We start from the raw sequence: 21673 nt of genomic DNA, 5'->3' as shown, positions 1-21673 counted from the left end.
CCCTAGCCGCGAGGGGCCACGGGCGGGTTTTCGGGGATGCGCGCCGATGGGGACCAGAGGGCGTAGGCCAGGCCAGCCAGGCTCACGGCCAGACCGCCGGCCGAGACCGCCAGCCATCCGCCGGCGGCGTACAGGAACGACGATATCAGTGAGCCGGCTGCGCCGCCAATAAAATAAGACGTCATGTAACCGGCGGTGAGCCGGCTGCGGGCGTCGGGTTGCAGTCGATAGATGGTGGTCTGGTTGGTGACGTGGACACCCTGAATCATCATGTCCAGAACGACAACACCAATCAGCAACGCCGCCAGCGAGTGTGCGCCCAGGGCCAGCAGCACCCACGAGGCTGCCAACAGTATCAGCCCGATCCTAGTCGCCAGATTGCCGCGTCCGCGATCATTGAGGCGGCCGAATCGATTGGCGGCAAAAGCACCCGCCGCCCCCGCCAGGCCAAATAGACCAATGGTGCTGTCACTGTAGGAATAGGGTGGATTGGCCAGCAGGAACGTCAGTGGCGTCCAGAACATGCTGAACGAGGCAAAGATCAACGCCCCCAGCAGCGAGCGAGCCCGAAAGAGAGGTTCACGCGCGTAGAGATGAAAAATAGAGGCCAGCAAGCTCGTGTAGCTGAGATGCGTGGTGGCCTTATAGCGCGGCAATACACGCCACAAGGCCGCGGCCATGATGAGCAGCAATCCCGATGCGACCCAGTAAACCGTGCGCCAACTGCCCAGTTCGGCGAGCCCGCCAGCTACCGTGCGTGCCAGCAGAATGCCGAGCAACAGGCCGCTCATGACCGTGCCCACAGCCTTGCCGCGCTGGTGAGGGGCCGCCAATGTGGCGGCGAACGGCACGAGGACCTGGGCGACCACGGACAATACGCCCGTGGCGGCGGTGCCTGCCAGCAGCATCGGAAAGCTGTTGGCAAAGCCTGAAATCAACAAGCCCGCAGCACTCAGCAGGGTCATGCACACGATCAGTGCACGGCGTTCAAGCATATCGCCCAGGGGAACCAGCAGCATCAGACCGATGGCATACGAGAGTTGGGCCGTCATGACGATGCTGCCGGCGGCGGTTTCGTTCAAGCCGAATTGCTGGCTGATGGTATGCAACAAGGGCTGCGCGTAGTAATTGCTGGCGACAATCAGCCCGGTGGCTGCTGACATCAACAAAATGATAGGTGTGGTCAGCGTGGGCGCGTGGACGGGAGTGGGATGAGACATGGAACAGACTGCAATCAAGAGGAGTGGGCGTTGGCGTCGTGCGGGCTGAGCAGTTGTCGCAGCAGCGTCGCGAGATGTTTGCGGTCGGCCGCAGGCAGCGGGCTCAATAGCTCCTCGAGCTTGATCAGGTAGTCATCCAGCACGGCTTTGATGACGCGCAATCCCTGGGGAGTCAGCGACACCAGGACGCTGCGGCGATCATCGGGGTTTGGCGCTCGGACCAGCAGGCCGGCTTGTTGCAAGCTATCCAGACGATGAGTCATGGCACCGGAGGACAGCAAAAGGGCGCCGACCAAGGCCTGTGGGTTCAGTGCATGCGGCGGGCCCGCACGGTACAGCGTGGCCAATACATCGAATTCACCCTGATGCAGGCCGTATTCGCGAAAAGTAATGTCTACCTCGCGCGCGGCGAGCGTATGCAGCCGAAACAGCCGGCTGAATACCGCCATGCTGGAGACATTCAGGTCGGGGCATTGCTCGTGCCATTGGCCGAGCACGAAATCAACATGGTCGCGCATGATTATCTTTACGTTAAGTATTTTGATATAAAGATAATTGGGCGAGCCTCGAATGTCAACGTTGCACGCAAAAACGGCAAGGCCCGCCTCTTGCGAGACGGGCCTTGCCGATCAAACTGTAGGGACTGTGCGCAGATTTACTGAGCAGCGTCTTTCAGTTTTTTCAGAGGACGAACCTTGACCTTGACCGAAGCGGGCTTGGCCGGGAACCAGCGCTCTTGGCCGGTGAACGGGTCTTTGCCGAAGCGCTTGGCCTTGGCAGGAACCTTTTGCACGGTGACTTTGAGCAGGCCAGGCAGAGAGAACTCGCCAACGCCTTTTTTGTTTACCGAACCCAGTGCAGCGTTTTCCAGGCCGGCCAGGACGGCCTTGACCGATTTGGCTTCCACGCCGGTCTGTGCGACCAGGTGAGCAACCAACTGCGACTTGTTCAGCGCTTCTTTGATGACGGGAGCCGCAACCGTTTTTACTGCAGCGGTCTTGGCGGCGGTTGCCTTTTTGGCAGGTGCTTTCTTAGCCGCAGCCTTGGTGGCAGGGGCTTTGGCAGCGGTCTTGCTGACTTTCTTGGCGGGAGCTTTTGCTTTGGTAGCCATGGTCGAAATCCGTATGTTGAGAACGCGAGTGAGCTCTGTACCGAAGATCGGCACGTGGCACCTCGCGCCCGATGATAGCGGAACTTCACGCGCTGTGTGCGTATTTCTTTGCGTTGACCCCTTAAAACATGTTGTTTTCGTGACAAAGACATAGCTGATTGCAGTCTCAGTTATCTGTAATTTATATCGTGATACGATATTTTTCGGGATCGGTGTGGCAGCCGGTCCTGTTTTCTTTTGTCGTTGCGCTCACTGTTCTTTAACCTGCTTTTCTCATATGGCTCCTCTTGCTTCTATGTCTTCTGCGCGTACGCCTGGTACGTCGCGATTAGGTGATTTCACGACGGACCGCCGGGTCCTCTTATTAATGTTGATGGCGGTGTTGGTCGGTCTGGCTGGCGTAGGCGCGGCGTGGTTGTTGCTGCGTTTGATTACGCTGTGTACCAACCTGGCCTATTTTGGCCGTCTGTCGCTGGAGGACCTGCCGATTGCGAGCCATGCCTTGGGATGGTGGGCCATCGCCGTACCGGTGGTGGGCTGCATCATCATTGGTTTCATGGCGCGTTACGGTTCAGAGAAAATTCGCGGCCACGGCATTCCAGAGGCCATGGAAGCAATCCTGATTGGCAAAAGCCGCATTCAGCCCAAGGTCGCAGTGCTCAAGCCCGTATCGTCGGCCATCTCTATCGGTACGGGTGGTCCCTTTGGCGCCGAAGGTCCCATCATCATGACGGGCGGCGCGATCGGTTCGTTGTTGGCGCAGATGGTGCATATGAGTTCCGGCGAGCGCAAGACGCTGCTGGTGGCGGGTGCTGCGGCGGGCATGACTGCGGTGTTTGGAACGCCTGTCGCCGCGATTTTGCTGGCCGTTGAGCTGCTGCTGTTTGAATGGAAGCCGCGCAGTTTCCTGCCTGTGGCGGTGGCTGCCATCGTGTCGGCAGCGGTACGGCCGTTACTGTTGCATGGCGCTCCGATTTTTCCGTATGCAGGCGTGGGCGAGCCGTCGCTGCATCATGTGGTGGCGTGGGCAGGCCTCGGTGTATTGGCCGGGTTGGGGTCTGGTGTGCTCACCTCATTGGTGTATCTGTTTGAAGACTGGTTCGAAAAACTGCCCGTTCATTGGATGTGGTGGCCCGCCCTGGGCGGTTTGGTCATCGGCATCGGCGGCATGATCGAGCCCTCTGCGTTAGGTGTCGGGTACGACAACATTACGGATTTGCTGGCGGGCAAACTGGCGATTCAGGCCGTATTGCTGTTGTTGATTGTGAAAGTGGTGATCTGGTCTGTTGCCCTGGGGTCGGGGACCTCGGGCGGCGTGTTGGCGCCTTTGCTGATTTTTGGTGGCGCGTTGGGGGCATTGATGACCCCCTTGCTGCCTGAGGCTAGCCCGGGATTCTGGGCCTTGCTGGGAATGGCGGCCATGATGGGAGGCACGATGCGTGCACCGTTGACGGCAACGTTATTCGCCGTGGAGTTGACGGGTAATTTCAGCGTGTTGCTGCCTGTGCTGACGGCCTGCGCATTTGCGTACGGCCTGACTGTATTGTTGTTAAAGCGTTCGATCCTGACCGAGAAAATCGCGCGACGCGGGCATCACATCACGCGTGAATATCACGTAGACCCCTTCGACCTCGTACGCGTGTCTGCGGTGATGACGACCTCGGTGCAGACGCTGCCGGCTTCGATGAGTGTGGCCGATGCCATTGCCCATTTCACAACGTCGCAGCGACGCCATACGGCCTATCCTGTGGTGGACGAGCAAGGCAAAGTGGTGGGGGAAATGACGCGCGCCGATAGTCTGGCGTGGACCATGGAGGACGAAGACCGCGCACGTCCGTTAGGCGACATGATGGCCGAGCGTGAACTTTTCCTGGGTTATCCTGACGAACTTGCCAGCCAGGTGGCTGATCGTATGGCGTTGACAGGCGTCGGCCGCGTGCCGATTGTCGAGCGTGCGACCGGACGCCTGGTGGGATTGGTGGGCCGCAAAGACCTGCTGCGTGTGCGGGCCGGCCGGCTGCGCGACGAGCGTGAGCGTACCGCCTATTTCCGTTGGCGTAGTGCGCGCCGGCGTCCGGTTGATTCCCAGTAGGAGTTCTCTTGTTCAAAAAAGTATGTGCCAGCTGGCTGCTCGTTGCAGCCTGCGTGGCAGGTGTGCCTGCGCAAGCCGCGGCCGTCGTGCCGCCGCCGGTGACGGCCAAAGCGTGGTTGTTGCTCGATGCCACGAGTGGTCAGGAAATCGCGTCATTCAATCCTGATACGCGAATCGAGCCGGCGTCGTTGACCAAAGTCATGACGGCTTATCTGGTGTTCCAGGCGTTGCGCGATGGACGGCTCTCGGCGCAACAGCAAGTGACCGTATCGACGCGGGCCTGGAAAGTCGCGCCGGGCAGCTCCAAGATGTTTCTCGAGCCAGGCAAGCGTGTGTCGATCGATGATCTGCTGTATGGCTTGTTGGTGCAGTCGGGCAACGATGCGGCGATTGCTTTGGCTGAGGCGACCTCCGGTTCGGTCGAGGCATTCGTGCAGCGGATGAACGAGCAGGCCGGGAAAATGGGCCTGCATGGGACGCGTTTTGCGAGTCCGCACGGCTTGCCCGATCCGAACACCTACTCGACGGCGCGCGATCTGTCGGTGTTGGCACAGCGTCTGGTCAGCGATTTTCCCGATCTGTATAGGACCTATGATTCGGTGCGGACGTTTACCTATAACAATATTTCGCAGTCGAATCGCAACCGCCTGCTGTGGTTGGATCCGAGTGTAGATGGCTTGAAAACCGGCCACACGGATTCGGCGGGATATTGTTTGATAGCCTCGGCGGAGCGCCCCGATGGCCAGATGCGCCGGCGTTTGATCAGCGTGGTGCTGGGCACAGGGTCTGACAAGCTGCGTACCCAGGACAGCCAGGTGTTGCTGAACTGGGGGTTCCAGAGCTTCAAGACCGTCAAGCTGTATGCTAAAGGGGAGGCTGTAGACACCCCGCAGGTCTGGAAAGGCGAGCAGGATGCCGTGCGTATCGGACTGGCGCGCGATGCTTACGTGACGGTTCCACGGGCCTCGGAGGTCAAGCCGGTCGTGACTCAGCAGCAACCCTTGGTCGCACCTATCGCCGCTCAGGCCGAGGTAGGGTCGTTGCAAGTATTGGTTGATGGTCGGCCTGCGGGACAGTGGCCGGTCGTGGCACTGGATGCGGTGCCGCAGGCCGGGATCATGGCGCGGACCTGGGATACGGTGCGGCTGTGGTGGCGGCAGACCATGGGGTAGACGCGAGCGGTGCGGTTCGATGGTAGGAACGGCCGGGCTTGAGCGGTGCGGTGCAATGACGGAAAGGTCGTGAGCCGCACGGCGCAATAACAGGAAAGGAGTGATCATGACCGTCGATATTCCTGGATTTTCGTCGCCGGCCGTTGGGCTGGATACGCCGTTGGAACTGCTTTCCGCGTGTCATGATCGGATGGGCCGCCAATGCGCCACGCTGCGGCGGTTGGCTGCGCATGTGGCGCAGCATGGTTCCGATGCTGTCGCGCAGACGGCGGCCGCCAGCGTGCTGAAGTACTTCGATACGGCCGCCGTGCTGCATCACCGTGACGAAGAAGCCGATCTCTTTCCTGCGCTGATCGATTCCATGGCGGGTTCGGACGCGAGATGTCTGCATGAAATGGTGGACGGTTTGACGCAGGAACACCGCCAATTGGAGGCCTTGTGGCGCCGCCTGCATAGTCCCTTGGAGGCAGTCAGTGCGGGGCATCCTGTCGAGCTCGACGAGACCAGTGTCGAGCAGTTTTGCGCGCAGTATGCCGCCCATATTCAGCGCGAGGAGGATGAATTGTTGCCCATGGCTGCGCGATTGCTGGACGATCTGGCGCTGTCAGAGATGAGTCAGGCGATGCGGGCGAGGCGCGGTGGCGGGACGAGCTAGGTGCGGATATGCCGTGTCCTGCAAGGGAATCGGGCCGGTCATGGCATGGTAGCGGGCACCTGCTCATGAAAATGTCTCTGTGATTGCCATTGTGCATTGCACGCATTAATGCATGGGATTACCCTATATGCCCGCTGGTTATAAGCGGTGCGTTGTCGCTGGTCTATCGCCTGCCCATTAATATGAACTCGTGGCGCTGAATCGAGCCTGGCCGACAATCCTCATCACAATAGGAAGATGCAGCGCGTGGTTAAGTTGGCAAATCGCATATTTGGTGCATGGATTCATGATGTCGGGCCTGCCTCGCTGCGGGCCGATGCGTTTGCCGGGCTGCTGGGGGCGTTGTTGGTGCTGCCGCAAGGGGTGGCATTTGCCACCTTGGCAGGCTTGCCTCCCGAGTATGGGTTGTATTCGGCCATCGTGCCCTGTGTGGTCGCGGCGTTGTTTGGTTCCAGCCGCCATGTGATGTCGGGGCCGACGAACGCCAACTCGCTGGCGTTGTATGCCGTGCTGGCGCCGTTGGCGATGGCCGGCAGTCATGACTATATCCAGATGGCGCTGGCGGTCACGATCCTGGTGGGGATTTTGCAATCATTGGTCGGCGTGCTCCGATTGGGCGCGTTGGCAAATTTCATTTCGCCGTCAGCCTTGTTCGGTTTTACCAGCGGCGCAGCCTTGTTGATCGCGGTACATGCATTGAAAGATGCGTTGGGCCTGGATGGTATTCACGCGCATGGCGCGGGGGCGGTACTGCTGGGCGTGGCGAGAGGGCTGAGCGAGTTGCATTGGGGGGCGCTGCTGGTGGCGCTGGTCACAATAGGGGTGTCGTTACTGGCGCGCCGTTGGGATCGTCGCAAGCCGCATATGCTGATCGGCCTCGCAGCGGGAACCGCGATAGCTGCCGCACTGAATGCCTGGGTGTTTTCTGAGCCCGGCAGCAGCATTCGAGTGTTGGGCAAGCTGTCTCAGCCTGTGCCGCCGTTTCATGTGCCCGAGGTCCCGTGGAGTTCGCTACCGGATCTGCTGGGTCTGGCCTTTGCATTATCCATTGTGGCGCTGGCGCAATCGATTTCGATTGCCAAGGTCGTGGCGTCGCGGTCGGGGCAAACGATCGACGCCAATCGTGAATTCATGGGGCAGGGGCTGTCGAATATCGTGGGCGGGTTTTTCTCGTCCTATTTGTCTTGCGGCTCGCTGAATCGCTCGATTCCCAATTTCGAATCAGGGGCGCGCACCCCCATGGCGGCGGTATTCGCCGCGGTGTTGTTGATGCTGCTGGTGACGGTGAGCTCGCCTTTGTTGGCGCAGATTCCGTATGCGGCGATTGCCGGGCTGCTGCTGCTGGTGGCATGGAATCTGTTGGAGTTGCCGCACTGGCGGCGTATCGCGGGTGTGCAGCGCAACGAGTTCTTGATTGCGCTGGCGACCATGGTGGCGACGGTGACGATCCGTATGGAGATCGCTATTTTGCTGGGGACGTTGCTGTCGCTCATGACATATTTGCATCGCACCTCGCATCCCGCCATGCGCACGATGGGATTCAGGGCGAGCGATCCTGATCGTCATTTCGCCGTGCTCGAAGGGAACTCGGATGAGTTGCCCGAATGTCCGCAGTTGAAATTACTGCGCATGGAGGGCTCGGTCTATTTTGGTGCCGTGGCTCATGTCGCGGATCGGCTGCAGGCGCTGCGCAGCCAATCCAATGCGCCGCGTCATCTGCTGGTGATGACGAAAAGCATGAATTTCATCGATCATGCGGGGGCGCTGGTGTGGGAATACGAGCTGCGCAAGCGGCGCGAAATGGGCGGCGATCTGTATTTTCATCGGCCCCGGCCCGAGGTGATGCAAATGTGGCGCCGCATGGGGTTCGTCGACTATCTGGGCGAAGACCATATCTTTCCAGACAAAGCCTCCGCGATTTCGCAGATTTTCCAGCGCTTGAATCCCGATATCTGCGCAGGCTGTACGGCGCGTATTTTCCGCGAGTGCAATCAACGGCCGTTTCGGCCCAATAACGAAGCCGGCGATGACGATTCGTGATCCGCAATGAAAAAAAGCCCCCACGCTGCGCCTTCGGCTTGCTGCCCCCCCGAGGGGGCGTTTTTGTTTTGGGGCGGCCCGGCAACAAAAAAGCCTCGCAATATTGCGAGGCCTTTTTGCTACGTCGAGAACCGGCTGGATTACTTCAGCTTGGTTTCTTTGTAGTCAACGTGCTTGCGAGCGACGGGATCAAATTTCTTGATCAGCATCTTTTCGGGCATGTTGCGCTTGTTTTTGGTGGTCGTGTAAAAGTGGCCCGTGCCGGCAGTCGACTCGAGCTTGATCTTTTCGCGGATACCTTTGGCCATGTCTTGCTCCTAGATTGTGATGGGGCCGGATCAGGCCAGTTCGCCGCGGGCGCGCAGGTCTGCCAGAACAGCGTCGATGCCGTTCTTGTCGATGATGCGGATGGCCTTGGCAGAAACACGCAGGCGAACCCAGCGGTTTTCGCTCTCGACCCAGAACCGGCGCGATTGCAGGTTGGGCAGGAAGCGACGCTTGGTCTTGTTGTTAGCGTGCGAAACGTTGTTGCCCGTCATCGGGCCTTTGCCAGTTACTTGGCATACGCGTGCCATGATTTTACCTCTAAGTATTCTGGCCGCGTATGGCGAAGCTGGGGAAGGAAAGACAGGTAGATAGGCTTTACGCCTGTGCTTATACCCGCTACCCGCCGCCCGCTGTACCTATACACGGGGTGCTGGTCGAAAGTGGTAGCTACAAAGCATAGTAGGCTACTCACGGGAAAACTTCATACGAAGCTCGCTATTCTAATACGAAAAGGCGAGAAAAATCAATAACTAGGCTGATGAGTGTTGGTCAAAGGGGAAAACATCCCATTTTCCCAGCGCGCAGGGCAGGGCGTTGCGCGCTGGTTTGCCCTATAGCGAGAGGGGTGGACCCCGTCGGGCGATGCGGCCAGACAGCCAGGACAGGGTAGCGCAACAGGCCAGGACAGTGGCCAGCGGCAACGGGCCGTCTGCCTGCCAAATACTCACGACGAAGCCGGCGAGCGCGCCGCACGACATTTGCAGCGTGCCGAGCAAAGCCGATGCGGCCCCCAGGCGCATGCCTTGTTCCGATAAGGCCAGCGCGGCCGAGTTGGGATTGACGAACCCCTGGCTGAACATATAGCCGACCAGGCACGCCATCAGCAGCGGTAATGTCATCCAGCCGGTCACGGCCAGAACCAGGGCCACGAGGCTCGCGACAGCCAAGGCATTTTGGGCGACGCGCTGCAATTGCACGGGGGAACGTTTGCGCAGCAGCCGGGCGCTGATCTGCGAACCGATGATAAGCCCGGCGGCATTGGCGCCGAACAGCAGTCCGTAGTGCTCGGGCGCGATGCCGTAGTACTCGATAAATACCCGAGGCGAACAAATGATGTAGGCAAACATGCCGGCGGAGCCCAGGCCGCCGGCCAAACTGTGTGCGATAAAGCGGCGGTGCCGGATCAGGGCCAGATAATTCTCAGCGATGACGCGGGCGCGTAACGGTTGTACGCGTGCCGGGGGCAGGGATTCCTTCATGATCAACGTGGTGGCAATGATCATGGCGAGCGAGACAGCCGCCATCAGCCAAAACAAGCTGCGCCAGCCGACGAAGAAAAGCAATTGCCCGCCGGCCAGTGGCGCCAGGATCGGTGCCAGGCCCATGATCAGCATCAGCATGGACATGGCGCGTGCCGCGTCCTGGGTTTCGTAGTGATCGCGAATCACCGCGCGAGGAATAACAATGCCGGCCGCGCTGCCCAAGGCTTGCAGTACCCGGCACAGCGTCAGCATCTCGATGTCGCTGGCCAGCGCGCAGCCCAGCGACGCGACGGTGTATATGCTCAGTCCCGCCAGCATGGGGAGTTTGCGGCCGTAGCGGTCGGCGAGGGGGCCGTAGACAATTTGGGCCAGGGCCAATCCGATCAGATAGGCTGCCAACGTGCGCTCGACGTCGCCGCGCGGGACCTGCAGCCCGGCGGAGATTGCCGGAAAAGCCGGCAAATACATATCAACGGAGAATGGCCCGATGGCGGTGAGTACGCCCATCAAGATGAGCCAGCCGGGCATGCGGCGAGGTAAAGACTGCGATGGCATGAATGCGTGGGGAGGGGCTGGGCTACTGATAATGCGCGTGCCGCACAGAAACACGGCGCATGGAGAGGGAAGTTGACGTCTCGCTGAATTAGATAGCAAGCTAACTATTCTAGCACGCTGCCGGGGCTGGCAAGGAGTGGGGATTTTCGGATAGAGTTGCTCAGTTCTTTCATGTAGGGGAGAAGCTGTGAATCCTATGCTGTCTGCTGTAGAACGCAAGTTGCACGCATTGCCAGTCACCGTACAGTTAGAGTTGCCCGACGGCACTGTCGTGGGACCTGCCGATCCAAAGGTTCGGTTCGTTGCTCGGGATAAATCGGCGTTGGCTCACTTGGCCGAAGGGGCGGTCGGGGTGTTGGGCCAGGACTACGTCGAGGGCCGCATTGATATCCAAGGCAATATGCGCGATGTCATGGCCGCGGCGGCGGCGCTGTTGCCGGGATCTCCGGTCGATGCAGCTCGGGGGGGCTGGTTGACCGATCTGGTGCGCAAGGTGATCTCGGTGTGGCGCCACTCTGTCGAGCGTGACGCCAAGCAGATTGAGTTTCACTATGACTTATCCGACGAGTTTTATGCGATGTGGCTGGATCCGCGCCGTGTTTATTCCTGCGCGTATTACCGTACGCCCGAGATGAATCTGGCGCAGGCTCAAGAGGCCAAGCTGGACCACATTTGCCGCAAGCTGCGTTTGCAGACGGGTGAGCGTTTTCTGGACGTGGGAGCAGGCTGGGGCGGATTGCTGCTGTGGGCTGCGGAGAACTACGGTGTGGATGCGACAGGGATCACGCTGTCGCGCAATCAGCATGCCTATGTCAATAAACTGATCCAGGAAAAGGGCCTGTCGGGCCGGGTACGGATGGAGTTGCTGGACTACCGCAAACTCGACGAGTCCCAGCCGTACGACAAATTGGCGTCGGTCGGCATGTTCGAACACGTGGGCCGTGCGCAACTGCCAGGGTATTTTGCCAAGCTGCGCCGCCTGGTCAAGCCGGGTGGGTTGATCATGAACCACGGCATTACCGCGGCCGGTTTATACAACGGCGAGCTGGGCAGCGGGATGGGCGAGTTCATTGAAAAATATATCTTTCCGGGCGGCGAGCTGACCCACATCAGCAGCGTGATGGAGGCGATGACCAACGGCGGCCTGGAAGGTGTGGATGTGGAGAATCTGCGTCCTCATTATGCGCGAACCTTGTGGGCATGGAGCGATGCCCTGGAGGCACGTTTGCCCGAGGCAATCCAGCTCTTGCAGGGCGAGCAGGGGGCGCGTTCGCTGCGAGCATACCGGTTGTATTTGGCCGGTTGCGCGATGGCGTTCGAGCATGGCTGGATCGCGTTGCACCAGGTGCTGGCCACGATGCCGGCGACGGGGCGGCCCGACGAGCTGGATAACCCGGCCGATCTGGCCTATCCATGGCGGCGATCCTATATGTATACCGAAGCGTGAGGTGGATGCCTGTCCGTTTGTCTCAGGAGTTGCTGATACGGACGGACAGGCAATACGAGCCGGCCAGGATGGCGGCCTCGATACCTGGTTGATGAAAATTCAGTGCGTGAAATTGTCCGAAAGGCAGCAATGAGCGGCTGATTGCTGGCTCAATAATAACTGTTAGAAACTCAAAGAAACTGAATGTGTCGTTTCTATATTGCAGTGCAGCACCGCGTGGATACGGGCTTTGGGCTTGATCGATGAGTAGTTTCCCTAGCCAATTTCAGGCTATTTGTATCTAAATGATTCTGATTGGGTGTTGGTCGCATGGTCAAAATCGGCTAAGATGCTGGCTTCTTCATTTAGTTGTATTCAAAATTCTGTCATCCCGACAGGGGCTTTTTTCATAGGGCTACTGTTTGGGTTTGCTGTCTGATGAGACTGCTGCCCCTTGCGGCACCACGTCTCGCTGCTAGTGTCGGTTTGTATTGGCGGTTCTGCCCGTCTTCCGCACAACCCCCTTAGCTCCACGGCATCACGCAACCTGGTTTGGTTGGCGGGGTGTCCTTGAACCTATGGAGGCAAAAGCCAATGCGTTTCAATCCTGTAAAAACCCTGTCTGCTGCAGCGGTGTTCCTTGCGTTTGCCGGTACTGCTCAAGCGGCTGACGCGCAATGCGAAATCGACCGTCCGGTCAAGTTTGGCGGCATGAACTGGGAGTCCAATCTGGTCCTGGTCGATGTCCAACGATTCATCATGGAAAAGGGCTTTGGTTGCAAGACCGAAACTCTGCCCACGGAAACGCTGCCGGCGTTGGCCGCGCTGGAGCGCGGTGATCTGGATATCAATACCGAGATCTGGCTAAACAGCGTCGCCGAGCCTTGGGAAAAGGCCGAGAAGACCGGCAAGGTCAAGCGCATCGGTGATGTGTATATGGGCGGCGAAGCCTGGTTTATCCCGCGCTATACGGCTGAACGTCTGCCCGAGCTGAAGTCGGCGGCGGATCTGCCCAAGTTCAAGGATGAGTTCAAAGATCCGGAAGAGCCCTCCAAAGGCCGCTTCTACGGCTGCCCGGCAGGGTGGGGTTGCGAGGTTGTCAGCACGAATCTGTTCCATGCGCTGAAGCTCGATGACTCGTTCACGCTGTATTCGCCGGGGACAGGCGCCGCACAGAAGGCCGCGCTGACTTCTGCCTATAAGCGTAAGCAGAATGTGGTGTTTTATTACTGGTATCCCACGCCGCTGGTGGGGGCGCTGGATCTGGTGAAGCTGGAATTGCCGCCGTATGACGCAGAAAAGCATAAGTGCCTGACGTCGCCGCAGTGCAAGGATCCTCAGCCTAGCGCTTATCCGGAGAACCCCGTCTTTACGGCTGTGAATTCTGGTTTTGCGGAGAAAGCACCGAAGTTGACCGAGTTCTTGTCCAAGGTTTCCGTGCCGCTGCCTGAGATGGATGCGACGTTGGCCCATATGGAAGAGTCGGGAGACGAGTCGTCTGATGTCGCCCAATGGTTCCTGAAGAATAAGTCTGATGTGTGGAGCAAGTGGGTGCCTGCTGAGGTCGCGACGCGGGTCAAGGCGGCGTTGTAAGCGTCGCTTGTTGGGGCGCTAGCCTCTCGCCTTGCTGAGGCGAGGGGGCCGTGTTTCTTTCGTGAGCGTGGCTCCGCTGTTTAGCGTTGTTTTCGTGCGGTGGGGCTCTTGTTCAGTGCGGCGGGTTTCTCTGCTTGGGCGTCCCTGCTGGGTGCCGGGCAGTTGCCCGCCGGCCCTATCGCCGCGACTCGGCCCGTGAGCAGGGGCCTCGGCCTCGCTGCGCGAGGCTACATCGCGGCTCTACGGGCCGGCGGGCAACTGCCCGGCACCCAGCAGGGACTCGCAGTAGTGGCTGGCCGCGGCATTGATTGTGTTTTTCTGTGGTTCTCGTAGCTGACGTGTGCCGGGCGATATGTGCGTGCGGCGCGTGCCACGTCGGACGTGAGCGTGAAGCATGTTGTGTGAATGTTCGTACGGCATGTTCATGTGACCTAGGCCGAAGGCGATTGTGGCCGTTGGCTTGGTACGGGAGGCACGTTGCGTGATTAGGGTCATGCAGCTGATTGCTCTGTCTATTTATCGGCTGCATCGCTCTACGGCATGCCCGTAAGGAGGGTTTATGTTTCCAGAAATTATTCCGCCACGCGCTGTGCGTGGCGCTATTGATTCGTTCGTCGATCACTTGGTGACGCAGTATGCGGACACGTTGGAGTCGATGTCGCAGCCGTTCCTGAGCGCGTTGGTGTGGCTGGAGCAGGTCTTGCGCAGCACGCCATGGTGGCTGGTGGTGTTGGTCACGATCGCGATTGCTTGGGGCGTCAGCCGCCGTATTGGTCTGAGCATTGCCATGGGCGCGCTGCTGTGCGTGATCGGGTTGCTGGGGCTGTGGGATGCCGGGATGCAGACGCTGGCGCTGATGATCATGGCGGCCGGGCTGTCGGTGATTATCGGTATTCCGGTGGGCGTGCTGATGGCGCGGATTAATTGGTTGCGGTCCATCATGCTGCCGCTGTTGGACATCATGCAGACGATGCCGAGTTTTGTCTATCTGATTCCGGTGGTGATGCTGTTTGGCCTGGGCAAGATTCCCGCGATTATTGCTACAGTGATTTATGCAGTGCCGCCGCTGATTCGTTTGACTGACTTGGGTATCCGTCTGGTTGACCGCGAGGTGCTCGAGGCGTCGCGTGCGTTTGGCGCGAATGCGCGCCAACAGTTGTTCGGTGTGCAACTGCCACTGGCGCTGCCAAATATCATGGCTGGTATCAACCAGACCACGATGATGGCGCTGTCGATGGTGGTGATTGCGTCGATGATCGGCGCGCGCGGCCTGGGTTATGAAGTGCTGTTGGGTATCAATCGTCTGGAGGTCGGCCGTGGCCTGCTGGCAGGCCTGGGGATTGTGGTGCTGGCGGTGTTGTTTGACCGCATTACGCAATCTTATGGACACCGTGTACGTAAAGGAGGCCACCGATGAGCAAGATTGAAGTCAAAAACATTTATAAGGTCTTTGGCCCGCATCCGGAAAAATGGTTGTCTGCCGCACAGAGCGGCATGAGCAAGGAAGATCTGCTGGCCAAGAGTGGTCATACGCTGGGGTTGCGTGACATCAGCCTGTCGATCGAAGAAGGCAGTATCTACGTCATCATGGGTCTGTCGGGCTCGGGTAAATCGACGTTGATCCGCCATTTCAATCGTTTGATCGAGCCTAGCGCCGGCCATATTCTGGTCGATGGCGTGGACGTGGTCAGCCTGGGCAAGCGTGAGCTGGAGACGTTTCGCCAAAAGAAAATGAGCATGGTGTTCCAGCGCTTTGGTCTGTTTCCCCATCGTACGGTGCTGGATAACGCGGCGTACGGCCTGACTGTGCAAGGTGTGTCCAAGGCAGAGCGCGAAGAGCGTGCGCGGCATTGGCTGGATCAGGTGGGCCTGAATGGGTTTGAGGCGCAGTATCCGCATCAGTTGTCAGGCGGAATGCAGCAGCGTGTGGGCTTGGCTCGCGCCTTGGCGACCGATGCCGAGATTCTGTTGATGGATGAGGCGTTTTCGGCGCTGGATCCGCTGATCCGCCGTGAAATGCAGGATCATCTGTTGCAGTTGCAGGCCAAGCTGAACAAGACCATCGTGTTCATTACGCACGATCTGGACGAGGCGCTGCGTCTGGGTAACCGCATTGCGATTCTGAAGGACGGCGAGCTGGTGCAGGAAGGCACGCCGGAAGACATCTTGCTGAATCCGGCGAATGACTATGTGCAAGCGTTCCTGCAGGACGTCAACCGTACGAAGGTCCTCAATGCTGCGCATGCGGTGAATCCGCCGCGACTGACGTTGACCATGCGTTCCCGTCCGGCGCATGCCTTGGACCGTATGCATGCGTTGAGTTTCGAGTATGCGCCCGTGCTTGACGGTAAGCGGTTGGCAGGCGTGCTCACGAGCGAGGCTGCGCAGCGTGCCGTCGAAGCGGGTGTGCGCGATGTGTCAGCGTATGTCGAGGATCTGGCCTCGGTGCCTGCCACGGCTGGTTTGGATGAGGTGTTGGCTCGTCTGGTGCACAGTGATCAACCGGTCGCCGTGACGGGCGAGGATGACGAGTTCATCGGTATGTTGTCCCGCAAGAAGGTCGTGGATCTGGTCACGCCAGCATTGCAGGAGGCTGCCTCTGAGGCGACTGCATCGTCAACGGCTGACGACGAACCGAATCAGAATGCGGTCAAGACGACCGAGTCGGTTTAGCGCGGTGTGAGCCTTTGGGTGTTCCGGAATGATTCCTGAGCACCTTGCGAGTTTGGCATTAGGGGGCGGCTTGGATCGCCCCCTAATGCATCTGGTCATGTCGAGGCAACGCATCGAGGCCCATCGCTCAATGCCTGGACCTCTGCGTTTCAACATTCGACATTCACTGCGCGGATAGCTGCACGCTGAGTCGGAGTCAAAAATACTCAGTCGAGCCGTACGTTGGCGGCTTTGACGACTTCGTGCCAACGCTGGATCTCGTCGCGGATGTATTGTTTGTATTCCTGTGGTGAGGCACCCAGTGGTTGCGCGCCTTGAGCGGCTAGCTGTTTCAGGACGTCGGGCGATTGCAGGGCTTTGCGGATCTGTGCGTTGAGGCTGTTGATGATCGCTGGCGGCGTGCCTGCCGGGACGACGACGCCTTGCCATGCACCCATTTCAAAGTCGGGAACGACCGTTTCGGCCAAAGTGGGGGTATCGGGTAATTGAGGACTGCGCGTTTTGCTGCTGACGGCCAGGGCGCGTAGTTTTCCTTCGCGGATAAAACCCAATGAGTCATTCAGAGTGTTGGTCATGAACTGCACTTGGCCGCCTACCAAGTCTGTCATGGCGGGCGCACTGCCGCGATAAGGGATATGGGCGGCGTCTATGTCTACCGAGCGCAAGAATAGCAGCGCGCCCAGATGGGTGACATTGCCCGCGCCTGCTGAGGCATAAGACAGTTTGCCTGGATGGGATTTGGCATAGTCGACGAATTCCTTGACGTTGTGGACAGGCACTGAGGGATGCGTCAGCAACACGAGAGGGATCACTGCTGTCGACGAGACTGCATCGAAATCTTTGACGGGATCGAACGACAGGTTGCGGTATAGATTGGGGCTTAACGCAATGGACGAGGTGTTGTACAGCACGGTGTAGCCATCAGGTTTCGCTGCTGCCGCGTACTGCATGCCTATGTTGCCGTTGGCGCCGCCTTTGTTTTCGACGACGAAGGTCTGGCCCGTTTGATCGGATAGCTGCTTGGCCAATACCCGGGCGACCAGGTCTGTAGGGCCGCCTGGTGGAAACGGCACCACCATGGTGACTGGGCGTTCGGGCCAGGCGGCCAGTGCCGACGAGGCAAGGCCGATGCCCGCCAGAGTCATTATCGCAGTGAGTAGGCGGTGAATGCGTTTCATGCGTTTGTCTCCTTGTGTTGTTGTGGCTTTTGTTTGGCAGCGCGAACGGTGGTGTGTTGTTGTTCCTTTTGCGGCAAGACGTTGTTGTACGCGCCGCCTTGCGTTTAACGGTCACTGTTGTCCCGACGCACCTGGATGCGCCGGGGCGGTTCAATCAGGCTTGCCGGCGAGCAGTCGCGTCGCGGTGTAAGTCATCACGGGCTGCCCGTGTTGATTGCGGACTTCGATCGATGAGTTCACTACGGCGCGATTGTTTTTGGAGGTGGGGCGTATGCCCGTGACTTCCACTTCTGCCCAGACGGTGTCGCCAGCGACGACCGGGGCCAGCATTTTCTTGTGTACCTCCAGGAGCGCGAGACCCGTACCCTGGACCATGCCTTGCATCAGCAGACCCTCGATCAGGCCGTAGGTCAATGCGCCCGGGGCGGGGCGGCCGCGGATGGCGCCGTGTTCGTACGTGGCATCGATAAAGATGGTCTCCAGCATGCCGGTCACGCTGACGAAATTGACGATATCCGTTTCGGTGATGGTGCGGCGGAATGTGTGAAAGCGTTGGCCGACTTGCAGGTCTTGCCAGTAGTAGCCGCGTCCTAGCAGGGCAGGGGGTTGGGGAGTTGTCATTGCTCGACCTCGGGTGGAATGGAAAGGGAAATGGAATGGCTGCTGTCGCGAGCACTGCCGCTCGCCAGCAACTGCTCGATACGTTCGGTTGACAGTCCTGCCTGTTGCAGCACCTGACGGGTGTGTTCGCCCAGTCGAGGCGGCATGGCCGGTGGTACATGAGAGCGCTGTAGGCGGACAGGGTTGCGTGTAAAGCGATAGTGATGACCGGCAGCGCTGGTCAGTGGCACAAAGAAATCTACGCTGCGCAGATGCGGGTCTTGCTCCAGGTCTTCCAGGCGATTGACGGGCGCAGCCGGGATTTCCAGGCGCTGGCACAAGGCGAGCCAGTGGGCTGTGGGGTGGTCTGCGACGATGCGGCCCACCAGCGCATAGAGGTCCTCGATATGCTGAGTGCGTGCTGCGATGTCCGTAAAGCGTGGGTCATCGGCCAGCGCGCCATGGCCGGTTTCGTTAAAGAAGCGGCGCCAATGGGCGTCGGTGTAGGGCATCATGCACAAATAGCCATCGGTGGTCTGATAGGGACGGCGCCACGGAGCCAAGACGCGCGGATAGCCGGCGGCGCCCGGGCTGTCTTGCAGGTGGCGGCCGTAGAAGTGCTCCACCAGCAGATACGACGCCATGGATTCGAACATCGGGACTTCGAGTTGCTGTCCCAGGCCTGTGCGTTCGCGTTGAAACAGGGCTGCCAGAATGGCGTGGGCCGCCACCAGACCGCAGGTTTTGTCGGCGGCTATGGTGGGCAGATAGCGCGGTTCGCCGCTTTGCCGTTGTGTGATGTCAGCGATGCCCGTCAGGCCCTGCACGATGTCGTCATAGGCGGGTTGATCGGCATAGGCGCCGCCTGCGCCAAAGCCATACAGGCCAGCATAGATCAGCCGTGGGTTACGGGCGCACAGCGTTTGCGGGTCCAGGCCCAGCCGCGCCATTTTCGCTGGGCGCATGCTGTGCATGAGAACATCGGCACTGTCGACCAGGGTCAGCAGGGCCTCGCGCGCCTCGGCTTGTTTCAGATCCAGTACGACACTGCGCTTGTTGCGGTTGATGCCCAGGAAAATGGCGGCGAGGTCGTCTTCCTGTTTAGGCCCGGTGCGGCGGGTCGAGTCGCCCTCGGGCGGTTCGATCTTGACGACATCCGCGCCGTAGTCGGCCAGGATCTGCGAGGCATAAGGACCGAATACCACGGCAGTCAGGTCCAGGATGCGTATGCCGGCCAGGGCGCTGCGCTCAGTGGGGTTCTTTGTCGTCATGAATTGCTGCTCTGCGATAGGGACATCTGATGCATGCCATCCTAATCACCGCGCAGATAACCGTCTAATATGGCGTTGGTATGACGCGATATGGAATTTGTTATGGCTGTGGACCTGAGGCAGTTACGCCAGTTCGTCACGATCGCCGAGCTCGGCAGCTATCGGCGTGCCGCCGAGGCGCTGCATATTGCCCAGCCTGCGCTATCGGTATCGATACAAAAGCTGGAGCACAGCGTAGGCGTGTTGTTGTTGGAGCGTGGCGCAAAAGGGGTGTCATTGACCCCTGCCGGGCAGGCGTTGATGGCCGATGCCCAACGTGCCTTGTTTCATGCCGACCAGGCACGGCAGTCCGCACGGCGTGTGGCGTTGGGCGAGCTCGGGCGATTGCGTCTGGGTTTTGTCGGCTCGGCCACGTACATGCTATTGCCGCGTTGTTTGCCTGAGTTCCGGCGCCGTTATCCTGACGTCGCGTTGGAGTTGCGCGAAGACAGCACGAAGCGCTTGGCGGAAATGTTGCGTGCCAATGAGATCGATGCGGGTCTGGTGCGTGGCCCATTGGCCGAAGATGCGTCGTTATCGACGTGGGTAGTCGAGCGCGATAGCTTGATTCTGGCGTTGCCCGCTATGCATCCGTTGGCCCATGATGGGCCTGTCACGCTGCAAGCATTGCGGGCAGAGCCGTTTGTGATGTACGCGCCCGACAAGGTCCCGGGCCTGCATGGCGTTGCTCAAGCACTGTGCCACAAAGCCGGTTTTTCGCCGCTGATCAGCCAGGAGGCGATTCAGGTGCAGACGCTCGTCAGTCTGGTGGCCAGCGGTTTGGGAGTAGCCCTGGTGCCTGGCGTGACACGCGCTTATTCCACACCGCATGTGAAATTCGTGGATTTGCTGGACGCCGATGCACATGACGCGCTGGCATTGTCGTTGGTGGCGCACCGAGATACCTCGTGTGCGCCGGTATTGCGGCTGCGCGACTCCATGCTGTCGGCGCAATGATGTGCCATTGCAAACGATGGAGAGGCAGCGAGGCGGGATCAGCGTCCCGCAGCCAGGGCGCTGATCCCGCCCGCGACGCCCATGTCGGTCTTGGGCACATCGTTGACGATGACGCGCACGTCTTGTTCTGAAATATCGAGGCTGTGGTGGACGGCGCGGCTGACGGCAGCGATGAGTGCGGCTTTTTTCTCGGGAGTGCGGCCCTCGATGAGGCGTGCGATGACCAGCGCCATGGGCTTGCCGATTTCTCCTGCGACGATGACATGCTCGGCGGCGACTTCTTCCAGCACGATACGGATGGAGGGCAGGGGCGCAGCGATGCTGTCGACGACGGCTTGCGAGCAGTTCTGCAACAGTTGCGCTTTTTGAGCGGTGCTATGGCCTTGCATGATTTGCATATTCAGGACGGGCATGGCGATTCCTGGCGGGTCACGCGAGCCTTCGGCTCGCTGGGGTTGAGATGAGTCGCATCATAGCAATCTTGGCAGGCGAGGATACGATCACTCGATCACGGCAAAGAGATGCTGGCGCACATAGTCCAGCGTTGTCATAGGGCTAGACAGCGCGTCAGCGCCTATGCGGGCGTTCCAATACGCCTCGCCACCCGCTGCCCGGCGCCATTCGCGCAATCGGCGCGTGCCATACTGCAATTCGTACTCGGCGGTTACGCCGATTGCGCCATGCACGGCATGCGCTATGTCTGCAGCTCGAGTCACGGCGGCGCTGGCTCGCGCTTTGCCTAGTGCAGCCAACAAGGGAGCAGGGCGCCAGTCAGGGCTCTGATACGCTAGCTGCGCCGCCGTCCGTACTGCCCAGACCTGCTCGGCCAAGACGCTGATTTGTTGCTGCACTGCTTGAAAACGCCCGATAGGTTTACCAAACTGCGTACGTTGGTTGGCATAGTCTATGGTCAGCGCCAGGATCCGTTCCAGCGCGCCAGCGATAAGACCGGCGTAGGTCACAGCCGCCAAATCGGCCAAGCTGACGTCGGCGACGTTCAGCAAGGGGCTGTCAGACAGTACGGCGGATGGCCAATGTAAATCCGCATCGAGGCTGCCGTGGCCTCCAGAGGGGGTGACGTCGGCCTGTGCGATGGGCAGCAGGCGGACCCCTTCCGTCGTCGCCGCTAAAACCCATTGTGCAACTCGTGCGGCGCTGACGGCATGGGCCTGGATGCCGGATGCCGTAGCGTGTACTTGAAAGGGAGCCAAGGCAATGGGGCCTGACGGTGGTTGCTGGCCGGCGTGATGCAGCCAGACGCGTGCCAGTAGCGTTTGAATCACTGGCGCACCCACGGCGTGCCACCCTGCCGATTGGGCCAATGGCACGATGTCGGCCAGGCGCAGGCCGGCCCCGTTGGCGTCCTCGGGTAATAGCGCATCCAGAAAACCGGAGTCTTCCACTGCTTGCCAGGCTGCATCGGCGGATGCGCCGTGCTCGATGGCATACAGAACCTCTGTGGAATAGGCTTGTGCAAACAAGCGCTGGGCGGCGTCGCCGAATAAGGTATCCATCGTCAGTCGCTTCGAAATGCCTCGGCATCGATGCCGAGATAAAAAGAG

At 59.7% G+C, this 21673-nt stretch carries 20 protein-coding genes; 9 read left to right on the top strand and 11 right to left on the bottom strand.

Annotated elements, in window-relative coordinates; translation table 11 throughout:
* Positions 1-2 precede the first annotated feature (2 nt).
* From ACYVI2_RS05365 to ACYVI2_RS05355, 3 genes are all read right to left on the bottom strand, one after another.
* A complete protein-coding gene (locus ACYVI2_RS05365; protein WP_415820582.1) occupies positions 3-1220 on the bottom strand; it encodes an MFS transporter in 1218 nt (405 codons plus the stop codon).
* A 14-nt stretch (positions 1221-1234) separates the two neighbouring features.
* Entirely contained in the window at positions 1235-1738 is a 504-nt protein-coding gene (locus tag ACYVI2_RS05360; RefSeq protein WP_415820583.1) for a MarR family winged helix-turn-helix transcriptional regulator, read from the bottom strand.
* Between the two features lie 137 nt (positions 1739-1875).
* Positions 1876-2331 (bottom strand): HU family DNA-binding protein, encoded by a 456-nt coding sequence (locus ACYVI2_RS05355; protein ID WP_415808489.1) that lies wholly within the window; start codon positions 2329-2331, stop codon positions 1876-1878.
* Positions 2332-2626: 295 nt separating this feature from the next.
* On the opposite strand from ACYVI2_RS05355, the gene ACYVI2_RS05350 reads away from it, so the two are divergent.
* The 4 genes from ACYVI2_RS05350 (at position 2627) to ACYVI2_RS05335 (ending at position 8290) form a co-directional block, all read left to right on the top strand.
* On the top strand, positions 2627-4423 hold the full coding sequence (locus tag ACYVI2_RS05350) for a chloride channel protein (RefSeq protein ID WP_415820584.1): 1797 nt from the start codon (positions 2627-2629) through the stop codon (positions 4421-4423).
* Positions 4424-4431: 8 nt separating this feature from the next.
* Entirely contained in the window at positions 4432-5595 is a 1164-nt protein-coding gene (locus tag ACYVI2_RS05345; protein ID WP_415820585.1) for a D-alanyl-D-alanine carboxypeptidase family protein, read from the top strand.
* 106 nt (positions 5596-5701) lie between these two features.
* Positions 5702-6250: a hemerythrin domain-containing protein gene (locus ACYVI2_RS05340; RefSeq protein WP_415820586.1), complete on the top strand. Its 549-nt coding sequence runs from the start codon at positions 5702-5704 to the stop codon at positions 6248-6250.
* A 237-nt stretch (positions 6251-6487) separates the two neighbouring features.
* Positions 6488-8290 carry a SulP family inorganic anion transporter gene (locus ACYVI2_RS05335; RefSeq protein WP_415820587.1) on the top strand — a complete coding sequence of 601 codons (1803 nt, stop codon included), beginning with the start codon at positions 6488-6490 and terminating at the stop codon, positions 8288-8290.
* Positions 8291-8430: 140 nt separating this feature from the next.
* Here ACYVI2_RS05335 and rpmG read toward each other — a convergent pair whose 3' ends face one another.
* The 3 genes from rpmG to ACYVI2_RS05320 all read right to left on the bottom strand — a co-directional run bounded on the left by rpmG (position 8431) and on the right by ACYVI2_RS05320 (position 10347).
* A complete protein-coding gene (gene rpmG, locus ACYVI2_RS05330; RefSeq protein ID WP_003810296.1) occupies positions 8431-8598 on the bottom strand; it encodes a 50S ribosomal protein L33 in 168 nt (55 codons plus the stop codon).
* 30 nt (positions 8599-8628) lie between these two features.
* Positions 8629-8865, bottom strand: coding sequence for a 50S ribosomal protein L28 (rpmB, locus tag ACYVI2_RS05325; RefSeq protein ID WP_012250213.1), 237 nt, complete (start codon positions 8863-8865; stop codon positions 8629-8631).
* Between the two features lie 303 nt (positions 8866-9168).
* The gene (locus ACYVI2_RS05320; protein ID WP_415820588.1) at positions 9169-10347 is read right to left on the bottom strand and encodes a Bcr/CflA family multidrug efflux MFS transporter; all 1179 of its coding nucleotides are present in this window, start codon (positions 10345-10347) and stop codon (positions 9169-9171) included.
* Positions 10348-10561: 214 nt separating this feature from the next.
* Here ACYVI2_RS05320 and ACYVI2_RS05315 point away from each other — a divergent pair, with 214 nt between their 5' ends.
* The 4 genes from ACYVI2_RS05315 to ACYVI2_RS05300 all read left to right on the top strand — a co-directional run bounded on the left by ACYVI2_RS05315 (position 10562) and on the right by ACYVI2_RS05300 (position 16066).
* Positions 10562-11821 carry a class I SAM-dependent methyltransferase gene (locus tag ACYVI2_RS05315; RefSeq protein ID WP_415820589.1) on the top strand — a complete coding sequence of 420 codons (1260 nt, stop codon included), beginning with the start codon at positions 10562-10564 and terminating at the stop codon, positions 11819-11821.
* Between the two features lie 573 nt (positions 11822-12394).
* Positions 12395-13393, top strand: a complete 999-nt coding sequence (locus tag ACYVI2_RS05310; protein ID WP_415820590.1) for an ABC transporter substrate-binding protein — start codon at positions 12395-12397, stop codon at positions 13391-13393.
* Between the two features lie 559 nt (positions 13394-13952).
* Positions 13953-14810, top strand: a complete 858-nt coding sequence (locus ACYVI2_RS05305) for an ABC transporter permease (protein ID WP_415820591.1) — start codon at positions 13953-13955, stop codon at positions 14808-14810.
* Positions 14807-16066, top strand: a complete 1260-nt coding sequence (locus tag ACYVI2_RS05300) for a quaternary amine ABC transporter ATP-binding protein (RefSeq protein ID WP_415820592.1) — start codon at positions 14807-14809, stop codon at positions 16064-16066. Before ACYVI2_RS05305 ends, ACYVI2_RS05300 begins: the two co-directional genes overlap by 4 nt.
* 206 nt (positions 16067-16272) lie before the next feature.
* Here ACYVI2_RS05300 and ACYVI2_RS05295 read toward each other — a convergent pair whose 3' ends face one another.
* From ACYVI2_RS05295 to ACYVI2_RS05285, 3 genes are all read right to left on the bottom strand, one after another.
* Complete coding sequence (locus ACYVI2_RS05295; RefSeq protein WP_415820593.1) at positions 16273-17244, bottom strand: Bug family tripartite tricarboxylate transporter substrate binding protein; 972 nt, start codon at positions 17242-17244, stop codon at positions 16273-16275.
* Positions 17245-17394: 150 nt separating this feature from the next.
* Positions 17395-17865 (bottom strand): MaoC family dehydratase, encoded by a 471-nt coding sequence (locus tag ACYVI2_RS05290; protein WP_415820594.1) that lies wholly within the window; start codon positions 17863-17865, stop codon positions 17395-17397.
* Positions 17862-19115: a CaiB/BaiF CoA transferase family protein gene (locus tag ACYVI2_RS05285; protein WP_415820595.1), complete on the bottom strand. Its 1254-nt coding sequence runs from the start codon at positions 19113-19115 to the stop codon at positions 17862-17864. The genes ACYVI2_RS05290 and ACYVI2_RS05285 overlap by 4 nt, the downstream gene beginning before the upstream one ends.
* 102 nt (positions 19116-19217) lie before the next feature.
* On the opposite strand from ACYVI2_RS05285, the gene ACYVI2_RS05280 reads away from it, so the two are divergent.
* Entirely contained in the window at positions 19218-20111 is an 894-nt protein-coding gene (locus tag ACYVI2_RS05280) for a LysR family transcriptional regulator (protein WP_415820596.1), read from the top strand.
* Positions 20112-20149: 38 nt separating this feature from the next.
* Here the strand turns inward: ACYVI2_RS05280 and ACYVI2_RS05275 are convergent, their stop codons facing one another.
* Together ACYVI2_RS05275 and ACYVI2_RS05270 are read right to left on the bottom strand one after the other, a co-directional pair.
* Positions 20150-20524 carry a tautomerase family protein gene (locus ACYVI2_RS05275; protein WP_415820597.1) on the bottom strand — a complete coding sequence of 125 codons (375 nt, stop codon included), beginning with the start codon at positions 20522-20524 and terminating at the stop codon, positions 20150-20152.
* Between the two features lie 87 nt (positions 20525-20611).
* Entirely contained in the window at positions 20612-21625 is a 1014-nt protein-coding gene (locus tag ACYVI2_RS05270) for an acyl-CoA dehydrogenase family protein (protein WP_415820598.1), read from the bottom strand.
* Between the last annotated feature and the right edge of the window lie 48 nt (positions 21626-21673).

Source organism: Bordetella tumbae (genome assembly GCF_054780995.1).
The sequence above is the reverse complement of the archived record's forward strand: the minus strand, read 5'-3'. Positions and strand labels throughout refer to the sequence as shown.

Bases quoted from the DNA above. Each gene is read 5' to 3' on its own strand.
- ACYVI2_RS05365 (WP_415820582.1), bottom strand. From the start codon at position 1,220: ATGTCTCATCCCACTCCCGTCCACGCGCCCACGCTGACCACACCTATC.
- ACYVI2_RS05360 (WP_415820583.1), bottom strand. From the start codon at position 1,738: ATGCGCGACCATGTTGATTTCGTGCTCGGCCAATGGCACGAGCAATGC.
- ACYVI2_RS05355 (WP_415808489.1), bottom strand. From the start codon at position 2,331: ATGGCTACCAAAGCAAAAGCTCCCGCCAAGAAAGTCAGCAAGACCGCT.
- ACYVI2_RS05350 (WP_415820584.1), top strand. From the start codon at position 2,627: ATGTCTTCTGCGCGTACGCCTGGTACGTCGCGATTAGGTGATTTCACG.
- ACYVI2_RS05340 (WP_415820586.1), top strand. From the start codon at position 5,702: ATGACCGTCGATATTCCTGGATTTTCGTCGCCGGCCGTTGGGCTGGAT.
- ACYVI2_RS05335 (WP_415820587.1), top strand. From the start codon at position 6,488: ATGCAGCGCGTGGTTAAGTTGGCAAATCGCATATTTGGTGCATGGATT.
- rpmG (WP_003810296.1), bottom strand. From the start codon at position 8,598: ATGGCCAAAGGTATCCGCGAAAAGATCAAGCTCGAGTCGACTGCCGGC.
- rpmB (WP_012250213.1), bottom strand. From the start codon at position 8,865: ATGGCACGCGTATGCCAAGTAACTGGCAAAGGCCCGATGACGGGCAAC.
- ACYVI2_RS05320 (WP_415820588.1), bottom strand. From the start codon at position 10,347: ATGCCCGGCTGGCTCATCTTGATGGGCGTACTCACCGCCATCGGGCCA.
- ACYVI2_RS05310 (WP_415820590.1), top strand. From the start codon at position 12,395: ATGCGTTTCAATCCTGTAAAAACCCTGTCTGCTGCAGCGGTGTTCCTT.
- ACYVI2_RS05305 (WP_415820591.1), top strand. From the start codon at position 13,953: ATGTTTCCAGAAATTATTCCGCCACGCGCTGTGCGTGGCGCTATTGAT.
- ACYVI2_RS05300 (WP_415820592.1), top strand. From the start codon at position 14,807: ATGAGCAAGATTGAAGTCAAAAACATTTATAAGGTCTTTGGCCCGCAT.
- ACYVI2_RS05295 (WP_415820593.1), bottom strand. From the start codon at position 17,244: ATGAAACGCATTCACCGCCTACTCACTGCGATAATGACTCTGGCGGGC.
- ACYVI2_RS05290 (WP_415820594.1), bottom strand. From the start codon at position 17,865: ATGACAACTCCCCAACCCCCTGCCCTGCTAGGACGCGGCTACTACTGG.
- ACYVI2_RS05285 (WP_415820595.1), bottom strand. From the start codon at position 19,115: ATGACGACAAAGAACCCCACTGAGCGCAGCGCCCTGGCCGGCATACGC.
- ACYVI2_RS05280 (WP_415820596.1), top strand. From the start codon at position 19,218: ATGGCTGTGGACCTGAGGCAGTTACGCCAGTTCGTCACGATCGCCGAG.
- ACYVI2_RS05275 (WP_415820597.1), bottom strand. From the start codon at position 20,524: ATGCCCGTCCTGAATATGCAAATCATGCAAGGCCATAGCACCGCTCAA.
- ACYVI2_RS05270 (WP_415820598.1), bottom strand. From the start codon at position 21,625: ATGGATACCTTATTCGGCGACGCCGCCCAGCGCTTGTTTGCACAAGCC.